Origin of the sequence: Prevotella sp. lc2012 (assembly GCF_900107065.1) — a bacterium.
Taxonomy (GTDB): Bacteria; Bacteroidota; Bacteroidia; order Bacteroidales; family Bacteroidaceae; genus Prevotella.
The window spans coordinates 86,217-104,166 of record NZ_FNUF01000001.1; the positions used below are offsets into that span (position 1 = coordinate 86,217).

The 17,950-nt window shown below is 48.7% G+C and carries 16 protein-coding genes; 7 read left to right on the plus strand and 9 right to left on the minus strand.

Features of this window, described 5'->3' with window-relative positions:
- Positions 1-618 precede the first annotated feature (618 nt).
- A complete protein-coding gene (locus BLU99_RS00370) occupies positions 619-1,368 on the plus strand; it encodes a DUF5715 family protein (protein ID WP_091899212.1) in 750 nt (249 codons plus the stop codon).
- 44 nt (positions 1,369-1,412) lie between these two features.
- Positions 1,413-2,288: a KPN_02809 family neutral zinc metallopeptidase gene (locus tag BLU99_RS00375; RefSeq protein ID WP_091899213.1), complete on the plus strand. Its 876-nt coding sequence runs from the start codon at positions 1,413-1,415 to the stop codon at positions 2,286-2,288.
- An 8-nt stretch (positions 2,289-2,296) separates the two neighbouring features.
- On the opposite strand, the gene prmA is transcribed toward BLU99_RS00375, so the two are convergent.
- On the minus strand, positions 2,297-3,169 hold the full coding sequence (gene prmA, locus BLU99_RS00380; protein WP_091899214.1) for a 50S ribosomal protein L11 methyltransferase: 873 nt from the start codon (positions 3,167-3,169) through the stop codon (positions 2,297-2,299).
- A 167-nt stretch (positions 3,170-3,336) separates the two neighbouring features.
- Here prmA and BLU99_RS00385 point away from each other — a divergent pair, with 167 nt between their 5' ends.
- The 5 genes from BLU99_RS00385 (at position 3,337) to BLU99_RS00405 (ending at position 9,650) form a co-directional block, all read left to right on the plus strand.
- Positions 3,337-4,323, plus strand: coding sequence for a hypothetical protein (locus tag BLU99_RS00385; protein WP_091899215.1), 987 nt, complete (start codon positions 3,337-3,339; stop codon positions 4,321-4,323).
- A gap of 35 nt (positions 4,324-4,358) precedes the next feature.
- Positions 4,359-5,966 carry an OmpP1/FadL family transporter gene (locus tag BLU99_RS00390; RefSeq protein WP_091899216.1) on the plus strand — a complete coding sequence of 536 codons (1,608 nt, stop codon included), beginning with the start codon at positions 4,359-4,361 and terminating at the stop codon, positions 5,964-5,966.
- 114 nt (positions 5,967-6,080) lie between these two features.
- Positions 6,081-7,688, plus strand: coding sequence for a thiamine pyrophosphate-dependent enzyme (locus BLU99_RS00395; RefSeq protein WP_091899217.1), 1,608 nt, complete (start codon positions 6,081-6,083; stop codon positions 7,686-7,688).
- A 27-nt stretch (positions 7,689-7,715) separates the two neighbouring features.
- A complete protein-coding gene (locus BLU99_RS00400; protein ID WP_091899218.1) occupies positions 7,716-8,288 on the plus strand; it encodes an indolepyruvate oxidoreductase subunit beta in 573 nt (190 codons plus the stop codon).
- A gap of 51 nt (positions 8,289-8,339) precedes the next feature.
- Positions 8,340-9,650, plus strand: coding sequence for an aminotransferase class I/II-fold pyridoxal phosphate-dependent enzyme (locus tag BLU99_RS00405; protein ID WP_091899219.1), 1,311 nt, complete (start codon positions 8,340-8,342; stop codon positions 9,648-9,650).
- Positions 9,651-9,727: 77 nt separating this feature from the next.
- On the opposite strand, the gene BLU99_RS00410 is transcribed toward BLU99_RS00405, so the two are convergent.
- From BLU99_RS00410 to BLU99_RS00445, 8 genes are all read right to left on the minus strand, one after another.
- Positions 9,728-10,249, minus strand: a complete 522-nt coding sequence (locus BLU99_RS00410) for a hypothetical protein (RefSeq protein ID WP_091899220.1) — start codon at positions 10,247-10,249, stop codon at positions 9,728-9,730.
- The gene (locus tag BLU99_RS00415) at positions 10,249-11,109 is read right to left on the minus strand and encodes a sigma-70 family RNA polymerase sigma factor (RefSeq protein WP_091899221.1); all 861 of its coding nucleotides are present in this window, start codon (positions 11,107-11,109) and stop codon (positions 10,249-10,251) included. The genes BLU99_RS00410 and BLU99_RS00415 overlap by 1 nt, the downstream gene beginning before the upstream one ends.
- A gap of 106 nt (positions 11,110-11,215) precedes the next feature.
- Positions 11,216-12,709, minus strand: coding sequence for a trypsin-like peptidase domain-containing protein (locus tag BLU99_RS00420; protein ID WP_091899895.1), 1,494 nt, complete (start codon positions 12,707-12,709; stop codon positions 11,216-11,218).
- Positions 12,710-13,668: 959 nt separating this feature from the next.
- The gene (locus tag BLU99_RS00425) at positions 13,669-14,166 is read right to left on the minus strand and encodes a hypothetical protein (RefSeq protein ID WP_091899222.1); all 498 of its coding nucleotides are present in this window, start codon (positions 14,164-14,166) and stop codon (positions 13,669-13,671) included.
- A 105-nt stretch (positions 14,167-14,271) separates the two neighbouring features.
- On the minus strand, positions 14,272-14,796 hold the full coding sequence (locus tag BLU99_RS00430; protein WP_144006063.1) for a hypothetical protein: 525 nt from the start codon (positions 14,794-14,796) through the stop codon (positions 14,272-14,274).
- A 22-nt stretch (positions 14,797-14,818) separates the two neighbouring features.
- Entirely contained in the window at positions 14,819-15,802 is a 984-nt protein-coding gene (locus BLU99_RS00435; protein ID WP_091899224.1) for an RHS repeat domain-containing protein, read from the minus strand.
- Positions 15,803-16,053: 251 nt separating this feature from the next.
- On the minus strand, positions 16,054-16,779 hold the full coding sequence (locus BLU99_RS00440) for a hypothetical protein (RefSeq protein ID WP_091899225.1): 726 nt from the start codon (positions 16,777-16,779) through the stop codon (positions 16,054-16,056).
- A complete protein-coding gene (locus tag BLU99_RS00445; protein ID WP_091899226.1) occupies positions 16,776-17,801 on the minus strand; it encodes an RHS repeat domain-containing protein in 1,026 nt (341 codons plus the stop codon). The genes BLU99_RS00440 and BLU99_RS00445 overlap by 4 nt, the downstream gene beginning before the upstream one ends.
- Between the last annotated feature and the right edge of the window lie 149 nt (positions 17,802-17,950).

Below are 17,950 nucleotides of genomic sequence, written 5' to 3' on the forward strand. Positions count from 1 at the left end.
AAGAAAAGAACCAAAAGGTTTTGCAGGGTTTCACCCTGCAGGTTCACCAACAACCCCAACCCCTTCTTGTCCTTAAGAAGGGGCTTCGAACCACTCCCCAAACCCCTCGCCAATCATTGGCAAGGGACTTAACCGCTCCTCCTGTCGCTCTTACATTAAGGTACGCTCAGACCATCCGCTCGACCTCTGGTCGCTTATATGAGCGAAGCGAGTCTTAAGAAAGGTCTGGCGTGATTTTTTATCGGCTGGCGCACAGCTGATGGCTCAGCAAATATCGAAAACACTCCGCACGAGGAGGTCTTTAGAGGGTGTCCTATTTTCGGAGCCATATTGAGTCTTGGCTCGAGGAGCGAGCCAAGGAACGAAATACGAAATGCTGTCTGAGCGGAGCGAGTTCTTGGACAAGCCAAGCGAGCAGAGCTCGAGCGCATTGAGTGGCTACTAAAATCGGACAACCGACCTCCGAGCTCAGGACGTTTTCGCACTCTTTCTTTTTGCTTCGGTTTTCTTTCTGGTGACAGAAAGAAAATGAAGAGATGGGATTGAAGGAAAAAAAGTAACTTTGGTACGATGTTACGAAAAATATTTGTATCTTTGCATCGAAAACAGGAAGATCGGATGAAACTAACAAAGAAAAACTATCTGATGGGCTTTATCGCTGTGGTGCTTGTCCTGGCCTGTGTGCGCCGGGGATTCCCTCAGTTGGTCGCCAGTCAGGCCGCGGCGTGCGAGCAAGCCGAGACGGTATGCACGCCTGATACCCTGTCGGTATGGCCTGTGGTCGACGGTCGCTCATCAGCCCATAAGATAACCTCTGTACCCAGCTATTGTGATGCCTTCCCCGACACCAATGCCGTGCAACTGGCGGCTGCGCAACGATGGGGCGTGACTCCGGTGAAGAACCGTGAGGATGCGGAGACACGTAAGCGTGAGCTGGTATATGTTGGTTCCAATCCTTATTATCATGTGGATCCGCTCTATTCGAGCATTCCCTATCTGGTGCCACGGGCTGCCGTGCTCCTGCAGGATATCGGGTCGGCTTTCTTTGACAGTCTTTATGTCAAGGGTATCCCCCTGCATCGGTTGATCGTCACCAGTGTGCTGCGCTCACAGGATGATGTGGTGAAGCTGCGCCGTCGTAATGGTAATGCCACGGAAAACAGCTGTCATCTCTATGGCACCACCTTTGATATCTGTTATAACCGTTATAAGACAGTGGAAGACCCTGCCGGACCGGCACGTCGGCTGGTGCGTAACGATACTTTGAAATGGGTGCTTGCCGAGGTGCTCCGTGATATGCGTGAGCAGAACCGCTGTTATATCAAGTATGAGGTGAAACAGGGATGCTTCCATATGACGGTGAGATAGTTGAGAAACGGAATTAAGAATACAATAACTTAAAACTTAAGATTATGAGATTAGACGGAAGAAGATCAAGCTCAAACGTCGAAGATCGTCGCGGATTGAGCGGTGGTAAGGTTGCTGGTATCGGCGGTATCGGTGCGGTGATTATTGCGGCTTTGTTCGCATGGATCAGTGGAGGCGATCCCGTCTCGGCCGGTCTGCAGGCTTTCCAGCAGCAGATGCAGGCACCCACGGAGACTGTTGGTGAGGAGAGCTTCACCGAAGAGGAACAGGCGTTGGCCGAGGACTGTAAGAAGATCATGGCCTCGACGGAGGACGTGTGGACGAAGGTGTTCGCAGACAACGGGTGGGGCGAGTATCAGTATCCTACACTGGTGCTCTTCTCTAATCAGGTGAATTCCGCCTGTGGCTCGGCCTCGGCTGCTGTAGGACCGTTCTACTGCTCTGGCGACCAGAAGTTGTATGTCGACCTCTCGTTCTTTACAGAGATGAAACGTCAGTTGGGCGTGGAGGGTAACACCTTCGCTTATGCCTATGTGATCGCCCATGAGATCGGTCATCACGTGGAGTATCTGACGGGAATCCTGAATAAGGCGCATCAGGCCATGAGTCAGACCGATAAGGTGAGAGCCAATCAGATCAGCGTGCGCCTGGAGCTGTTGGCCGACTACTATGCCGGCGTGTGGGCCCACTATGAGGATGCCATGAACCACTCGATGGAGTATGGCGACCTGGAGAAGGGCCTGGAGCTGGCCAAGGCCATCGGTGACGACTGGCTACAGAAAAAGGCACAGGGTAGGGCCACACCAGAGTCGTTTACCCATGGCACGAGCGATCAGCGTAAGCGCTGGCTGAAGCGTGGCTACGAGACAGGTGACATGCGCACGACGACCTTCAGCGTACAGAACTATAGCGACCTGTAAAAGACAGGTCAGGCACAAGAGAAGACCAGACAACACCAGTCGTGGTCTTCTTTTTGTTTCTCCAGACGAAGACCGAGTCGCTCTGCTGCCTCTATCAGCATGGGGGCGTCGCTGGTATAGAAACCGCTGAGGATCAGGACGGCATCATCGGTCATCTTCCGACGGAAGGCCGGCAGGTCGGCCAGTAGGATGTTACGATTGATATTGGCGACGACAAGACCGAAGGTCCCCTCGATGGTGTCGAGGATGGTAGCGTCACCCAGCAGGGACGTGAAACGGTCGTCGCAGCGGTTGATGACCGCGTTGTGACGGGCATTGTCGACCGACCATTCGTCGATGTCGTAGCCCACCGCCCGACGGGCACCAAGTTTCAGGGCACAGATGGACAGAATGCCAGTGCCAGTGCCGCAGTCGAGCACCTGTCTCTCCGTCAGATCCATGTCGAGTAGGGTGGCACAGATCATACGGGTGGTCTCGTGGGTACCGGTGCCGAAGGCGAGCTTCGCGTCGATCTCGATGGCGATCTTGCTTGGTATCTCTGGCATATGACGACCGTCATGGATGGTCAGCATCCCCTCACCTCGGGAGGGGGGCAGGGAGAGGTTGATGGGCTCAAAGCCCTCCTGTTCCCACTGCTCGTTCCAGTCGCGATCCTCAGCCTCACGGATCTCATAGTCGATGGTCACTCCCTCGAAGGGGAAGTCGATGAGTGCCGACTTCAGGACGGTCTCGTCGAAGAGTGCTTGTTGTACGTAGCCTTTCAGACCCGTCTCCGTCTCCTCGAACGTCTCGAAACCTGCCTCTCCGGCCATGGCTGCCACGAGGTCGCAGGCATCCGTGGAGTAGGGCGTTATGGTGAATTCTACTTCGTAATACTTCATAAGGATGTTAATTTTTGCGGCAAAATTACAAAAAATAGGGAAAATCCTACCAGAACTTAGGGTTTTTCCCTAAATTTGCACTAAATATTGTTGTATTTTTGCAACGTGAAGAAATGAAAAGGCGCCGATGGTGCCGATCGAAACAATTTTAATAAATAGATAAGGAAATGAAAAAGCTGTTACTGATCTCAATGCTTATCGGAGCCATGTCGCTGCCGGCACTGGCTCAGGTAGATGATCTCTACTATGTTCCCAAGAAGAAGACAGTAGAGAAGGTGACGGACAACTATGGGATGCCGAAGGATACCTATTATTCCGGGAGCGACCGTAGTGTGGATGACTATAACCGCAGGGAGAGCAGTTATGAGGTCATCGGTGACTCTTTGAAGAGTGATGTGATCGATCTCACCGCCGAGCAAGGTGTCTATCCTGACTCACTGGAGGATTTCCAGTTGACGAAGAAGATGACCCGCTTCGACGATTATGAGTTGTCTGACAATGCCGCTTTCTGGGCCGGATATGCTGCCGGGCGCTACGACTGGGGCTGGCACTCACCTTGGTACTATAGCCGTTTCGGTTGGTATGGTGGCTGGTACGATCCATGGTATTCGCCTTGGTATTATCGTAGCTGGTACGGTCTGTATGATCCCTGGTACTATGGCAATTACGGTTGGTACGGTGGTTGGTACGGTGGCTGGTACGATCCTTGGTTCTATGGCTACGGTTGGGGTTATCCCTACTACTGGAACGGTTGGGCTCACAGCTATATCGGTGTAGGACGGAACTATGCTTCCACTCATATCGGCATGGGAACGATTAGGAACGACGGTGCTACACATCGTGCCTACTATAAGGACGGTCGCTGGTCGGTGGAGAACAACAGCAGCCGGATGAACAGCATTCGCCAGCGTGCCGATAGACAAGGCGACGGTCGTAACTATAGCAGTGGTAACAACAAACGGAGTCGTAGTGGTAACTTCAGCGGTTATCGCGGCAATAGTAACAATAACAACAGCAGCAGTAGCCGTAGTAGCAACAGCAGCTTCAGCGGCACACGTAGCTCCTCGTCGAGTAGCGGTAGCTTCAGCGGCGGTGGCGGCGGTAGTAGTCGTAGCGGTGGCGGCGGAGGCGGTCGCAGCGGCGGAAGAAGATAGTTTTCTGGAAGTTGAAAGTTTTAGTTTATAGAGATATGAAGAAGATTTTTATGGCAGCGTTTGTGCTGGCGATGACTGTCCCGGCCGCTGCACAGGATACATATGAGAGCGCCCGCCTGCTGGGCAGTGACCTGAACGGTACGGCACGCTACGTGGGAATGGGTGGTGCGATGGACGCGCTGGGCGCAGACATCTCGACCATGGGTACTAACCCCGCCGGTATCGGATTGTTCCGTCATTCGACGGTGAGCGCGAGCCTCGGTCTCGTGTCGCAGCAGGACGCTCAGAAGTTCGATGGCCTGAACAAGACGAACATGAGCTTCGATCAGTTGGGCTTCGTGTACTCTACACGTATCAGTCGCACCTCGTTCGTGAACGTGGGCTTCAACTACCATAAGAGTAAGAACTTCGATCAGATACTCTCGGCAGCCAACCGTCTGGTGAACTGTTCGCAGAACGGACTGAGCTATCATAAGGACCAGATCGGTTATGTGAATCAGGGCGGTTACTATCTCGACTTCAATACCGACAATGACCTCATCGGCTATGAGAGTCAGACGAGCGACTACCGTGCGCAGACTTTCACACAGGCCGACTACCTGAATGCGAACGTGCTGATGCTCGATCCAGATGATCATAAGATCTATTATAACGATGCTAATGGTTATACCTTCGATCGTGCGCACCGTGGTTGGATCAACGACTATGACGTGAACCTGAGCGGTAACGTCAACGATCGTTTCTACTGGGGCTTCACCATCGGTTTCCACGATGTACGCTACAAGGGTTATAGCGAGTATGGTGAGACACTTGTTGCCGGTGCCGGTAACGAAGAATGCGGTTCGGTAGTCTATGGCGACCAGCGTGACATCAAGGGTACAGGTATCGACCTGAAGGCGGGTATCATCTTCCGTCCTGTCGAGGAGTCGCCCTTCCGTCTGGGTCTCTCCGTGGCCACCCCGACCTGGTACGACCTGACGACGAGCAACGAGACGTATATGTTGAATAACTCAAGATTCGGTCAGTGGGATAATGGTCGCAGTGGTGAGAGCTACGATTTCCACTTTAACACCCCGTGGAAGTTCGGTCTGAGTATGGGTCATGTCATCGGCGGTCAGGTGGCTATCGGTGCCGGTTATGAGTACACAGACTATAGCGCCAGTCAGAACCGTATCAATTCGGGCAACTATGATTACTACGGTGAAGAGGATTCGTATACCGACGAGATCATGAAGGTGAACACGGAGCGCTCATTGAAGGGCGTGTCGACCTTCAAGGTCGGTATGGAGATCAAACCGGATCCGACGGTAGCCCTGCGCATTGGTTACAACTATGTGACGGCTGGCTATGAGAAGGACGGTGTGCGCGACACGAAGATCAATTCTCCGGGTGTGGCTTATGCCTCGACGACCGACTATACCAACTGGAAGGATACACATCGGCTGACCCTCGGTATGGGATATCGACTGAATGCCTGGAATGTGGATCTGGCTTATCAGTACAGTGCCACCAACGGTGATTTCCATCCGTTCCAGGAGTATCCTGCTGATCCTACCAGCAACTATGCCGGGCAGCGTGTGTTCGACTCGAAGGTGAGCAACAAGCGTCACCAGCTACTGCTGACAGTGGGATATACGTTCTAGCTGAAAATAACCTGAATATAAATGCAGCCTTATACAAATAAGGTTGCATTTTTTTGTTTATTCGATTGAAATGTCGTACCTTTGCGAAAATTTATTCAAAAACCGAAAACAGATATGAAAAGACTTTTGTTGGGAGACGAGGCGATAGCTCAGGGTGCCATCGACGCAGGCCTGAGTGGCGTATATGCCTACCCGGGAACGCCGTCAACGGAGATCACGGAGTATATCCAGGAGTCGCCCATTGCTAAAGAGAGAAACATCCATCGCCGCTGGTCAACGAACGAGAAGACGGCCATGGAGGCAGCACTCGGTATGTCGTATATGGGCAAGCGTGCGCTGGTGTGTATGAAACATGTGGGACTGAACGTCTGTGCAGACCCGTTTGTGAACTCCGCAATGACGGGTACGAACGGTGGTCTGATCGTGTTGGTGGCCGATGACCCTTCCATGCACTCCTCACAGGATGAGCAGGACAGTCGTTTCTACGCTAAGTTCGCTATGATCCCTACCTTGGAACCGAGCTCGCAGCAGGAGGCCTACGACATGATGGGCGAGGCTTTCGATCTCTCTGAGCAACTGCATCTGCCTATCCTGATGCGTGTCACCACCCGTATGGCACATAGTCGTGCTGTCGTAGAGGTGAAGGATAGTCCCCGTGAGCAGAATGCCCTCAACTACGATGCTCAGGCTTCCAACTGGGTGTTGCTGCCTGCCTTTGCCCGTAAGCGTAATATCGTGGTAACCGGTCAGCAGCCCTTGCTCGAGCAGATGGCCGTGGACAGCAAATACAACAAGTATATCGACGGTCCCGATCATAAGATGGGTGTGATCGCCAGTGGCATCGCCTATAACTACCTGATGGAGTGCTATCCTGACGGATGTCCTTTCCCTGTACTGAAGATCTCGCAGTATCCGATTCCGAAGAAACTGATCCGTCGCATGACCGACGATTGTGAGTTTGTGCTGATTGCCGAGGAGGGTCAGCCGTTCATTGAGGATCAGGTACGTGGTGTGATGCCGGGTAATGCCGTCATCAAGGGTCGTCTGACGGGTGAGCTGCCGCGCACGGGTGAGTTGAACCCCGACTTCCTGAAGAAGGCGCTGGGCATCGAGAGCAGTGAGAGCTATGCTCCCTGTGAGGATGTGACACCGCGCCCGCCCGCACTCTGTCAGGGATGCGGACACCGTGATGTCTATACGGCACTGAACGAGGTACTGAGGGAGTATCCCAATGCCCGAGTGTTCGGTGATATCGGTTGTTATACACTCGGTTTCCTGCCGCCCTACAAGGCTATCCACTCGTGTGTGGACATGGGTGCCTCGATCACGATGGCCAAGGGTGCCTCGGATGCCGGTCAGTGGCCTGCCGTCGCCATCATCGGTGACTCGACCTTCACCCACAGTGGCATGACGGGCCTGTTGGATGCTATCAACGAGAATGCTGATATTACTGTGATCATCAGTGACAACCTGACCACTGCCATGACGGGCGGTCAGGATTCTGCTGGTACCAATAAGTTTGAGGCTATCTGCAAGGGTCTCGGTCTCTCGGAGGATCACCTGAAGGTGGTGAACCCCATCCCCAAGAACATGCCTGAGATTACGGCCGCTATCCGCGAGGAGATCAACTACCACGGTGTGAGTGTGATCATCCCGCGTCGTGAGTGCATGCAGACCTTGCAGCGTCACCTGAAGCAGAAGAGAGCAGCCGAGAAAAAATAAAAGGTAAACAAGTAAAAAGGTAAAAGAATGAAAACAGATATAATTCTTTGCGGTGTAGGAGGACAGGGTATCCTCTCTATCGCCACCATTATCGGTGAGGCTGCCATGAAGGAGAACCTCTATATCAAGCAGGCCGAGGTACATGGCATGTCGCAGCGCGGCGGTGATGTGCAGTCGAACCTGCGCATATCGAGCAGTCCTATTAACAGCGATCTGATTCCGCTCGGAGGGGCTGACGTCATCATCTCTATGGAACCCATGGAGGCGCTGCGCTATCTGCCGTTCTTGGCCAAAGACGGTTGGATCATCACCTCGAGCGCTCCTTTTGTGAATATTCCCAACTATCCTGATATCGAGACGATAAAGAAAGACCTAACTGGTATCAAGAACGTGATCGTGCTGGATATTGAACAGGCAGCAAAGGATAATGGCGTGCCCCGTTCGGCCAATGTGATTCTGCTCGGTGCCGCTCAGAAGGCGCTGGGTATCGAGTACGATAAGCTCGAGGATGCCATCCGTCGTGTCTTCGGACGTAAGGGTGAGGCCATCGTCGAGGCGAACATCAAGGCGCTCGCCATCGGCCGCGAGGCGCAGAAGTAGGTAAGAGTTAAAAGTTAAAAGGTAAGAGTTAAGAATTAAGAAATAAGAGTTATGAATACTCCGATTAAAAAGGAGATTGTCGACGGACTGGTGGCTGAGTTGGGCATCAAGGACTTTGCCAAGGCAACCATCCGTGAGGTGAAGCAGGTAGCAGCGAAGGCTGAGAAAGCCTCTGGCGTTGAGTTTATCAAGATGGAGATGGGTATTCCCGGACTGCCTGCTGCACAGGTGGGCGTGGAAGCCCAGATCAAAGCCCTTGAGGGCGGTATTGCCCACTCATATCCTGATATCCAGGGCGCACCGGTACTGAAGGAGGCTGCCTCGCAGTTTGTCAAGGCATTCATTGGTGTGGACATCAAACCGGAAGGTTGTGTGCCTGTCAGTGGTTCGATGCAGGGCACCTTTGCCAGTTTCCTCACCTGTTCGCAGTGTGACAGGAAGAAAGACACGGTGCTGTTCATCGACCCAGGCTTCCCTGTGCAGAAGATGCAGCTGCAGGTCATGGGAGTGAAGTATGAGACCTTCGACGTGTACGACTACCGTGGTGATAAGCTTGGCGCTAAGTTGGAGAGCTATCTCTCAAAGGGAAATATCTGTGCCATCGTCTATTCCAATCCTAACAACCCCTCGTGGATCTGTCTGCGTGAGGAGGAGCTGAAGGTGATAGGTGAGCTGGCCACACGCTATGATGCTGTGGTGATGGAGGATCTGGCCTATTTTGCCATGGACTTCCGCAAGGACCTCTCTACACCGTTCCAGCCGCCTTATCAGGCAACGGTGGCCCGTTATACGGACAACTATATGTTACTCATCAGCGGTTCGAAGGCGTTTAGCTATGCCGGAGAGCGTATCGGTGTGACCTGTATCTCTGATAAGCTGTTCCATCGTCATTTCGACGATCTGTCAGAGCGTTATCAGGGACTGCCGTTCGGTCCGGTGTTCTCTACCCGTATGCTCTATGCGCTGAGCTCTGGTACGAGTCACAGTGCGCAGTATGCCATGGCAGCCATGCTGACGGCAGCCTATGAGGGTAAGTACGACTTCCGCAAGGAGATCAGTGTCTATGGTGAGCGTGCCAAGAAGCTGAAGGAGATCTTCTGTCGCCATCGCTTCTATGTGGTCTACGACAAGGACCTCGACGAACCCATTGCCGATGGTTTCTATTTCACGATCGGTTATCCCGGTATGACGAGTGGGGAGCTGGCTCACGAACTGATGTACTATGGTGTGTCGGCCATCTGTCTCATCACCTGTGGCTCAGAACAGGAAGGCTTGCGTGTGTGTACCTCGTTCATCGAGGACCATCAGTATGAGATGCTTGAAGAGCGTATGAAGATATTCGAGGAGAACAACCCTCGGTAACGTCTATGCTAATAGATAAAGAAAGTCCCCTGCAGAATCGTCTGTAGGGGACTTCTTTTGTTATCTGATCGTTTGGATTACTTTTTCTTGTCAGGGGCTGCCTTGGCTTTCGACTTCTTATCCTTGGCCTTTTTCTCTTTCTGTTTCTTAGCCTTGACAGACTGCTGGCTCACCTGTTCGGAGTCGCTCATGTCGACAGCCTCAAAACGGAAGTCTTCGGCAGAGAGGAAGCGCACATCGAACTTTCCGGCTTTCTTCTCTATATATTGCTTCTTCATTTTCGCATATTTCTTCTCGACATCCTTGCGCTTCAGAGAACTGACTACGACACAGGTGCGACGGGCCATGCCGAGCTTCGTGGTGAAATACTCGCGAAGCTGATAGGAGTATTGGTTACGGCCAGCCAGGAAATGGCTTCTGCCGTTGGTCCATACGCTGTCTACCTCTTGGATATCGGTGAAATAGACGATGGAGTCGTTGAATGAGGCAGAAAAGCCGAACATATATGCTTTGGATGCCTGTGTGCTCTTAGCAGAGAGCGGCAGGGTAGAGGCTGTCAGGAGTGCTACAGCCAGTGTGATGTGTTTGAAAAATCTCATTATCCTAAATACGTTTTTAAAATCTTGTTCTTGGTGCAGTTCCTGAGCTTGCGGATGGCTTTCTCCTTGATCTGACGGACACGCTCTCTGGTGAGTCCGAATTTCGTGCCGATCTCCTCGAGTGTCAGTTCCTGACGGTTGATACCGTATGAGGCCTCGATCACGTTACGCTCCCGTTCGTTGAGCACGTTCAGCGCGTTCTGTATCTCCGATCTCAGCGACTCCTCTACCAGCGTGATGTCGGCCATAGGAGCGTCGTTGTTGGGCATCACGTCGAGTAGACTGTTGTCTTCACCGTCAACGAATGGTGCATCCATGGAGATATGGTGGCCGTTGATATTCATGGCCTCGTCGATCTTATCTTCCGGCAGGTCCACCTTCTCGGCTATCTCCTCGAGTGATGGCCGGCGCTCGTTGAGCTGCTCGAACCGGTTGATCTCTCGGTTGATCTTATTGACCGAGCCCACCTGGTTCAGGGGGAGACGGACGATACGGCTCTGTTCCGAGATGGCCTGCAGGATGCTCTGGCGGATCCACCATACGGCATAGGAGATAAACTTGAAACCACGTGTCTCGTCAAATCGCTCGGCGGCCTTCAGCAGACCGAGGTTGCCCTCATTGATGAGGTCGGGCAGACTGAGCCCTTGGTTCTGGTATTGCTTGGCCACAGAGACCACGAACCTTAGGTTGGCTCTTGTCAACCGCTCCAGCGCCTTCTGATCTCCTTTCTTGATGCGCTGTGCGAGTTCAACTTCCTCCTCAGCCGAGATCATCTCCTCCTTACCGATTTCCTGTAGATATTTCTCTAAAGAGGCACTCTCTCGGTTGGTAATAGATTTAGTAATTTTTAGTTGTCTCATCGTGGTTTCGTTTTTAGCTGTTCTGCAAAAGTATGTGTTTTTTCCGAGACAACCAAAAAAAAGTCACGAATTTTGATGTTCGTGACTTTTTTTCTTCTATTTTAGCTTAATCGTTTTCTAGAGGAACTGCAAAGTAGCCTTTCTTTCCAGTGGTATAGATTCCCTGGATGTAAAGCACCGGCTCCTTGCTGGTAGAGGCCTCCCTGACAGCTTCCTGAAGGTCGGCTATTGTCTTGATGCTCTGGTCGTTGACCTTCTGGATGATGAAGCCCTTCGGAACACCGGCGTCTTTCAGTTTACCACCGTTGACCTTGATGACCTCCAGGCCGTAGCCGATATTCAACTGCTCTTTCTGAGCGTCGGTGATAGGATGGAATGTGCCACCGAGCACGTCAAGGTCGGCATTCTTTACCACCTTGGTATTGCCCTGCTCGTTCTTCAACGTCAGCGTCACGGTCTTGGTTTTCTTGTCGCGGATATACTTCACGGTAATCTTGTCGCCTGGGCGCTTTTGAGCGAGGATACCCTGCAGCTCACCCATCGTGGCCACCTTCTTACCATCGACTTCTGTAATAACGTCTTCAGGTTTGAGGTCTGCATCTGCTGCTGCACCATCCTCCACGACTTTATCGATTCGTACACCTTCCATCGTGCCGTAGTCTTTCACGTCCTTATCCTGATCCTTCATGGCATCTATATAATCCTTCAGACTACCACCCTGAATACCGATCATGGCGCGCTGATAGGTGCCGTACTTCTTAAAGTCCTCAATGGCCTTGCTGACGATGGTGGTGGGGATAGCAAAGCCGTAGCCGATGTTCGAACCAGTGGGCGAAGCCAGCATGGCGTTGATGCCGATGAGTTCGCCACGGGTGTTCACCAGTGCACCACCAGAGTTACCCTGGTTGATGGCTGCGTCGGTCTGAATCATCGAACTGACACCTGAGCCCATAGAACGGGCCTTAGCACTTACGATGCCAGCAGTAACGGTGTTGTTCAGGCCCAGAGGGTTACCCACGGCCAGCACCCATTCACCTACACGAACATCGTCGCTATTGGCAATCACGATGGCGGGCAGGTTCTTGGCGTCTATCTTGATCAGTGCCAGGTCGGTGGTCTTGTCGGCACCGATGATGCGTGCGGAATATTCCTTGTTATCGTTCAGACTGACGGTCAGCTCGTCGGCACCGTCGACCACATGGTTGTTGGTCACGATAAAACCGTCGGCAGAGATGATGACACCCGAGCCGGCAGCAGCGCGCTTAGGTGTCTGTACCTGACGCTGGCGTCTTCCGTTGTTTCCTTGTCCCTGTCCACGTCCGAAGAACCCGCCAAAGGGGTCAGAGAAGAACTCCTCGAAGGGATCGCTGTATTCGACGGTCTGCACTTTCGAGTTCTGGATCGACTTGATGTAAACGACTGACGGCAGCGCTTTTTCTGCAGCATATGTCAGATCGACAGGCTGACCGGCAGGAGCGGAGCTAATGACTGGGTTGGGAGCAGAGGCAGTAGCTGCATTGGTCTTGTTGAATGCTGCTACAGAAAGTACCAAAGCAACAGCGCACATAGCGGGTGTTGCTACATTCACAATTTTCTTCATATTTTCATTCATTTTATTATAACTTTAGATTCTACTTCTGCAGCTTATGGATGCTGACTTAACTCTTTCGAGTTTTCAAGGTGCAAATATAGGCGCAAAATATCGTAAACTGACAGAATGTCGCAAATATTTGTCCCATTTTAACACTTCCTTTCCGATACTTAACGGCTCTTTGCGTTTAACACAAGAATCTTAAATTTCTGACAATTTTAGTATTTATTATGCTGCTTAATTAAGAATAATGAATTAAGGCGGCCCCTGAGCCTGTCGAAGGGCCAAGCGAAGCATCCCCCCGCGGCCCCTGAGCCTGTCGCGCTCGAGCTCTGCTCGCTTGCTACCGACGGGACGCAAGAAGGGACTATCACGATATATCTTTACAAACGCCCTCTCATAACTCGCATGAAGGTCAGGAACGTTGGAGTGAGCCCCATACACGCAAGTTTTGAATGCTTTTTATATCTGCCTGATAAAAAGCAAGTTAAGTCTATGTGCGAACGGGGTGGTATCTTTCGTTCAAAGAGATAGGCCCTATGAGTCATTCAGATAGGCTCTACGAGCGAAAGAGATAATCCCTTATAGGGTATAGGGATTATCTCCTTGACTGTAAGAAGCCACCCCTACCCAAAGTAGTCCCTATCTCCACTCCGAACAGGCCCAAAAAGGCATAAAAGTCCCCCTTATTTTTTCTAGTTCGCAACTTCAGGCGAACACTTTTTTAGGCACTTTTTCATGACAATTGTTTCCCTATTTGTGGTTCCTTTACCTTCCAACTTTTATCTACGAAAGAACAATCCCACACCACCAAGGAATTTATGAGGTGGTGTGGGAATGATTCTAGTCAGAGGAACTATTGAACAGAGTCCTTGACAATCTTCTTGGTCTTTTGATACTTCAATTGCTCCGGATGATCTTTCAGGTAATCAAGTATCATCTCTTTCAGCCGAAAAGAATCAAATAAATTATGGTTTAGGGTATACTGTATCATCACTTAGTCGATATTCTATCAGACCTTCTTTCTTGCTCCATTTGAAATATTCAAAATCATCAGTTGTAGGCCCTTTATCACCATATTTGGAATTCGAATCATCTATGATCACGGTATCTTTAATGGATGATCCTTGTTCATTCAAATTCCTATAATCATTCTCAATACCAAAGCAATATCTCTCTCCTATATGGAAACTAGCATATATTCCATTATGCGAATTCTTTGTGATAGAAATCCATATTGTATGTTTTGTCGAATTGTGGATAAAAAAGCCTTCATAATATGCAATAGCATTATAATCTCCAAACATTTCCTGCCCTTCATTCTCAAGGAAAGGGTTCTTCTTGTCATAGATTTCTTTTTTATTCATGCACAACAAGTCAACTCCACTAGATGTTTCCAATCTGATAGTATCACCTATTGGATACGCGCTGATCCATTGTAAATCATCTCCTTCGAAGTGATACATATTCTTGTAAACACAAGAACTCACTAACAAACAACACGTCAATAGAATAAGTAACTGTTTCATGCAATATCTTCTGCATGCAGAAGGCTTATTAGGGGATTCTGTTTAAAAGTATATCATATGCTCATTCAATATGATGACATCATAAGGGTATGATATCCTTTTGATTCCCAACTTTGAATCTATACCAGGACAAAACCTAACGACATCCTCATTCTTATATATTCGAATATGCCTATTGAAGTCTATAGAAGAGATGTATCCTCCTTCACCAACTCTTGATTCTTTGTATATTACAACCTTAAAAGAATTACCAGGTTCAATACATTTAACAAATAGCCTCATAGACATCGGCATACACCACAAACATCCTTCCATGTTCGCATCTGTGGCAATATCGAATAAAGAGAAATCGGCCTCCCGCTTCATGAGGTGCCTTTTTATTTCATATGCATCATCCCTATCATTATTGGGTTCATCAAACCAGATCCAAAGATTTTCACTTTCGCTATTAATGATAGAAACTATTACCTGGTTTATCTGCCTTTCGTCTTTCTCAATGGCTACCGTGTCCGTCTTCAATTCATATGCGAATGCTGATATCTGATTAATAATAATCAGGAATGTCACACACAAGTTTTTTTTCATCTTCTTATTTTTTAAAATATGAAACAGTTTCTTTTCTAGCCCTAAAAATATGCTGTCTTAATAATATATTTGTATCAGTGCTTCCTATATATTGATGCCCCGCAACAGTCCTGTTTCTATATTTATGATATAAGTATCCATGTCCATATAGTTCATGGCTTAGAGCTTCTGCTTTTCCTATCTCACTCAATGAAGGATGAATAAATACATGAGCAGCATTATCTACAGAATTCACACCACTACTTCCATTTCCAGGTAAGAGCGTCGTCCCATATTTCCCACTTTCTCCAGTAGTTAGTCCTGATGGGGAAGAGAATTCATTATCAACAAAAGAATCGTCTGGTTCACAATACGATAATTTTCCATTATCTCCGGATGCTCCTTGTTCATTCATATAGTCTGTATATTTCTCTTGTATATTAACATTGAAGACTAAATCAGAACCTGTTAAATCCATCAAGCATATATAGTTTTCACTATCACTATCATGAGCCTTCATTATATCATAATCAAGATTTCCATTTTTATCCAATATTACGTACTGCCTATCAGCAGGATGAAGCGTATTGAGTATTGTAATATATGCCACACTATCAGCAGGATGTACATCTCTTCCACTAGGATCCACAAACCTCACCGGATTATTGGCACAATACGCATACGGACTAACGCCGTAGTATTTCTCGCAGAGGGGGTCAATACGATCCCATCTTGCGAGGACGGGGTAGTGTTGGCGGGCGCCGTAATCGTAGGTGTTCAGGCCGAACGTGCCGTCGAACTCCTTGCCGTTGTACTTATACTGCTGGAAGTCGCGGTTCCATATCATCGCCTTCAGCGTGTCCACGAGCTGGCCGCCGAAGGGGTAGTAGTTCACGCGCTGCTTCATCGCGCCCGTCGAGGTCACCGTCTCACGGACCGTGCCCAGATGGTCCCTGTTCTGGTAGTAGAACGTGAACTTGTCCGTCGTGCCGCTCTTTTGTAATCCCATGCGATTTATAGTTGATAACCAACGGCAAATATAGTAAATAATTGGGAATATTCATGAGTTATTTCCAAAATATTTTGTCCGACAGCATCTCTGGTAAAACAAGTGACCCCGAAGCGCCTACAATCAGGACACTTCGGGGTCACCTCTATTACAGGTAAACAATCTTTATCTATATCGTCAGCGAAGTCAATTTGCAGAGGGTATCCATCGTATATCCACCTGCTCGCCTATCTCAATATTCAAAGACATGCTCATTCTGCTTGTTTCCTGATGAACGATGTCTGTTTTGTCTCTTTTCTGATATAACAATATTCCTCAGAAAATAAACAATCTTCTACGCCACGACCATAGTAACAAATTTTTACCTTATAAAGACAATCATTCAGATATTCGAAAACAACCGTCTTATTGGTTTTCTCACCAACAAACAACAATTTAATTAGACAGCCGTCTTTGATAATTGCCTTAACAGATTCAAGTTTCTCTGTATTATATGTTTGAAACAAGCCATACAATTGGCATTGTGCATCCAGTTTTTTATACTCTATACTATATTCTGAAGCCTCTTCTGTAATGATTCTGTTTTGAGACAATCGGACACTGTCTAATGCCATCTCACAGTCAATCGATGCCAATGACCATAAGACATCTTCTAATAATACATGCGATTCTACCGTGCTATATATAAGGTTCTGACTCAATGATTTATCAAAGTAAGAATTGTAATACTTTTGAAACGCGAATGGATCTTCATCCACATACTCATTCCCCAAAAAGTGAAAACACTTTATTCCGCCATCATACATGATAGAATCTTTTGTGTCACTTAGATTATAAGCAACAATACTTTTTAATTCTCCATTTTCATAATTCCTTTCCTCTATAAGACTTCCATTATATAAAACCCGATAACAGTTACTACCCGAGCAGGAAATGTTTACGAAGAAAAAGAAAAAAATAATCCACACATTTTTCATTTTGTTTCCTTCCAAAAAATTGTTAAACCATATTGCGCAGTTGATTGAAGCCGTATTCTACCTTTATTCTTCATTCCTCCATAATTAGATGTTGCGCTCTTCTCTTGCGGAACTGTAAATTTGCCTATCCCAAATTTATTCTCAACGGCAGTTTTCCATGATGAGTAATCCTCATCAGACATAGACCATCCCATCGTGTTCATTTTAAACATAAAACGTCCATTAGATGGTTTGTCCATATATTGTAATGGAACCATTGCCTGCTCCGCGCCATCCCACTGAGTTGCACCGTTGCTATAATCGGTCCCTCCTTGTAAAGCATTTATCAAAGCTGCGTTAGCCATTTGCATACTTTTTGTTTGCTTACTCAATGATGTGGATCTAAATGCTTTGGCTAAAGATGCTCCTTGTCCAAACGCCTTGTTATTACGTAAATGAACACTGGCAATGGAACACATCTCTTTAGGATCTGCAATACCATAACCTATGGAACTCTCAGCATATATAGTACTCGCTTTATTTTGAAACTCTGTTGCCGTAATTGGTTTTCCATTGAGCATCAGCTGATTCTCACCGACAAAAACATATTCTGTTTTTTTATCATCCTTATACAGGAATCTGCCATCTGGTGAATAATATTCATCCATCCCATCCGGATCGATTTTGTTCACGGGGGCATCTCCACAATACGCATACGGACTAATGCCATAGTACTTCTCGCAATGTGGATCGATCCTATCCCATCTTGCCAATATCGGGTCGTGCTGGCGGGCACCGTAGTCGTAGGTGTTCAGGCCATACATGTTGTCGAACTCCTTGCCGTTGTACTTGTACTGCTGGAAATTGGGGCTCAAGACCATCGCCTTCAGGGTATCCACGAGCTGGCCGCCGAAAGGGTAGTAGTTCACACGCTGCTTCATCGCGCCCGACGAGGTCACCGTCTCACGCACCGTGCCCAGATGGTCCTTGTTCTGGTAGTAGAACGTGAACTTGTCCGTCGTGCCGCTCTTTTGTAATCCCATGCGATTTATAGTTGATAACCAACGGCAAATATAGCAAATAATTGGGAATATTCATGGGTTATTTCCAAAATATTATTACCAATTCTCATACTATATATCCTCTGACAGTACTATTACTTGACATTTGTTCGTATTATTATGAATCGTGT

Coding starts and splice junctions, on each gene's coding strand:
- BLU99_RS00370 (WP_091899212.1), top strand. CDS start 619: ATGAAACTAACAAAGAAAAACTATCTGATGGGCTTTATCGCTGTGGTG.
- BLU99_RS00375 (WP_091899213.1), top strand. CDS start 1,413: ATGAGATTAGACGGAAGAAGATCAAGCTCAAACGTCGAAGATCGTCGC.
- prmA (WP_091899214.1), bottom strand. CDS start 3,169: ATGAAGTATTACGAAGTAGAATTCACCATAACGCCCTACTCCACGGAT.
- BLU99_RS00385 (WP_091899215.1), top strand. CDS start 3,337: ATGAAAAAGCTGTTACTGATCTCAATGCTTATCGGAGCCATGTCGCTG.
- BLU99_RS00390 (WP_091899216.1), top strand. CDS start 4,359: ATGAAGAAGATTTTTATGGCAGCGTTTGTGCTGGCGATGACTGTCCCG.
- BLU99_RS00395 (WP_091899217.1), top strand. CDS start 6,081: ATGAAAAGACTTTTGTTGGGAGACGAGGCGATAGCTCAGGGTGCCATC.
- BLU99_RS00400 (WP_091899218.1), top strand. CDS start 7,716: ATGAAAACAGATATAATTCTTTGCGGTGTAGGAGGACAGGGTATCCTC.
- BLU99_RS00405 (WP_091899219.1), top strand. CDS start 8,340: ATGAATACTCCGATTAAAAAGGAGATTGTCGACGGACTGGTGGCTGAG.
- BLU99_RS00410 (WP_091899220.1), bottom strand. CDS start 10,249: ATGAGATTTTTCAAACACATCACACTGGCTGTAGCACTCCTGACAGCC.
- BLU99_RS00415 (WP_091899221.1), bottom strand. CDS start 11,109: ATGAGACAACTAAAAATTACTAAATCTATTACCAACCGAGAGAGTGCC.
- BLU99_RS00420 (WP_091899895.1), bottom strand. CDS start 12,709: ATGAAGAAAATTGTGAATGTAGCAACACCCGCTATGTGCGCTGTTGCT.
- BLU99_RS00425 (WP_091899222.1), bottom strand. CDS start 14,166: ATGTATCACTTCGAAGGAGATGATTTACAATGGATCAGCGCGTATCCA.
- BLU99_RS00435 (WP_091899224.1), bottom strand. CDS start 15,802: ATGGGATTACAAAAGAGCGGCACGACGGACAAGTTCACGTTCTACTAC.
- BLU99_RS00440 (WP_091899225.1), bottom strand. CDS start 16,779: ATGAAAAATGTGTGGATTATTTTTTTCTTTTTCTTCGTAAACATTTCC.
- BLU99_RS00445 (WP_091899226.1), bottom strand. CDS start 17,801: ATGGGATTACAAAAGAGCGGCACGACGGACAAGTTCACGTTCTACTAC.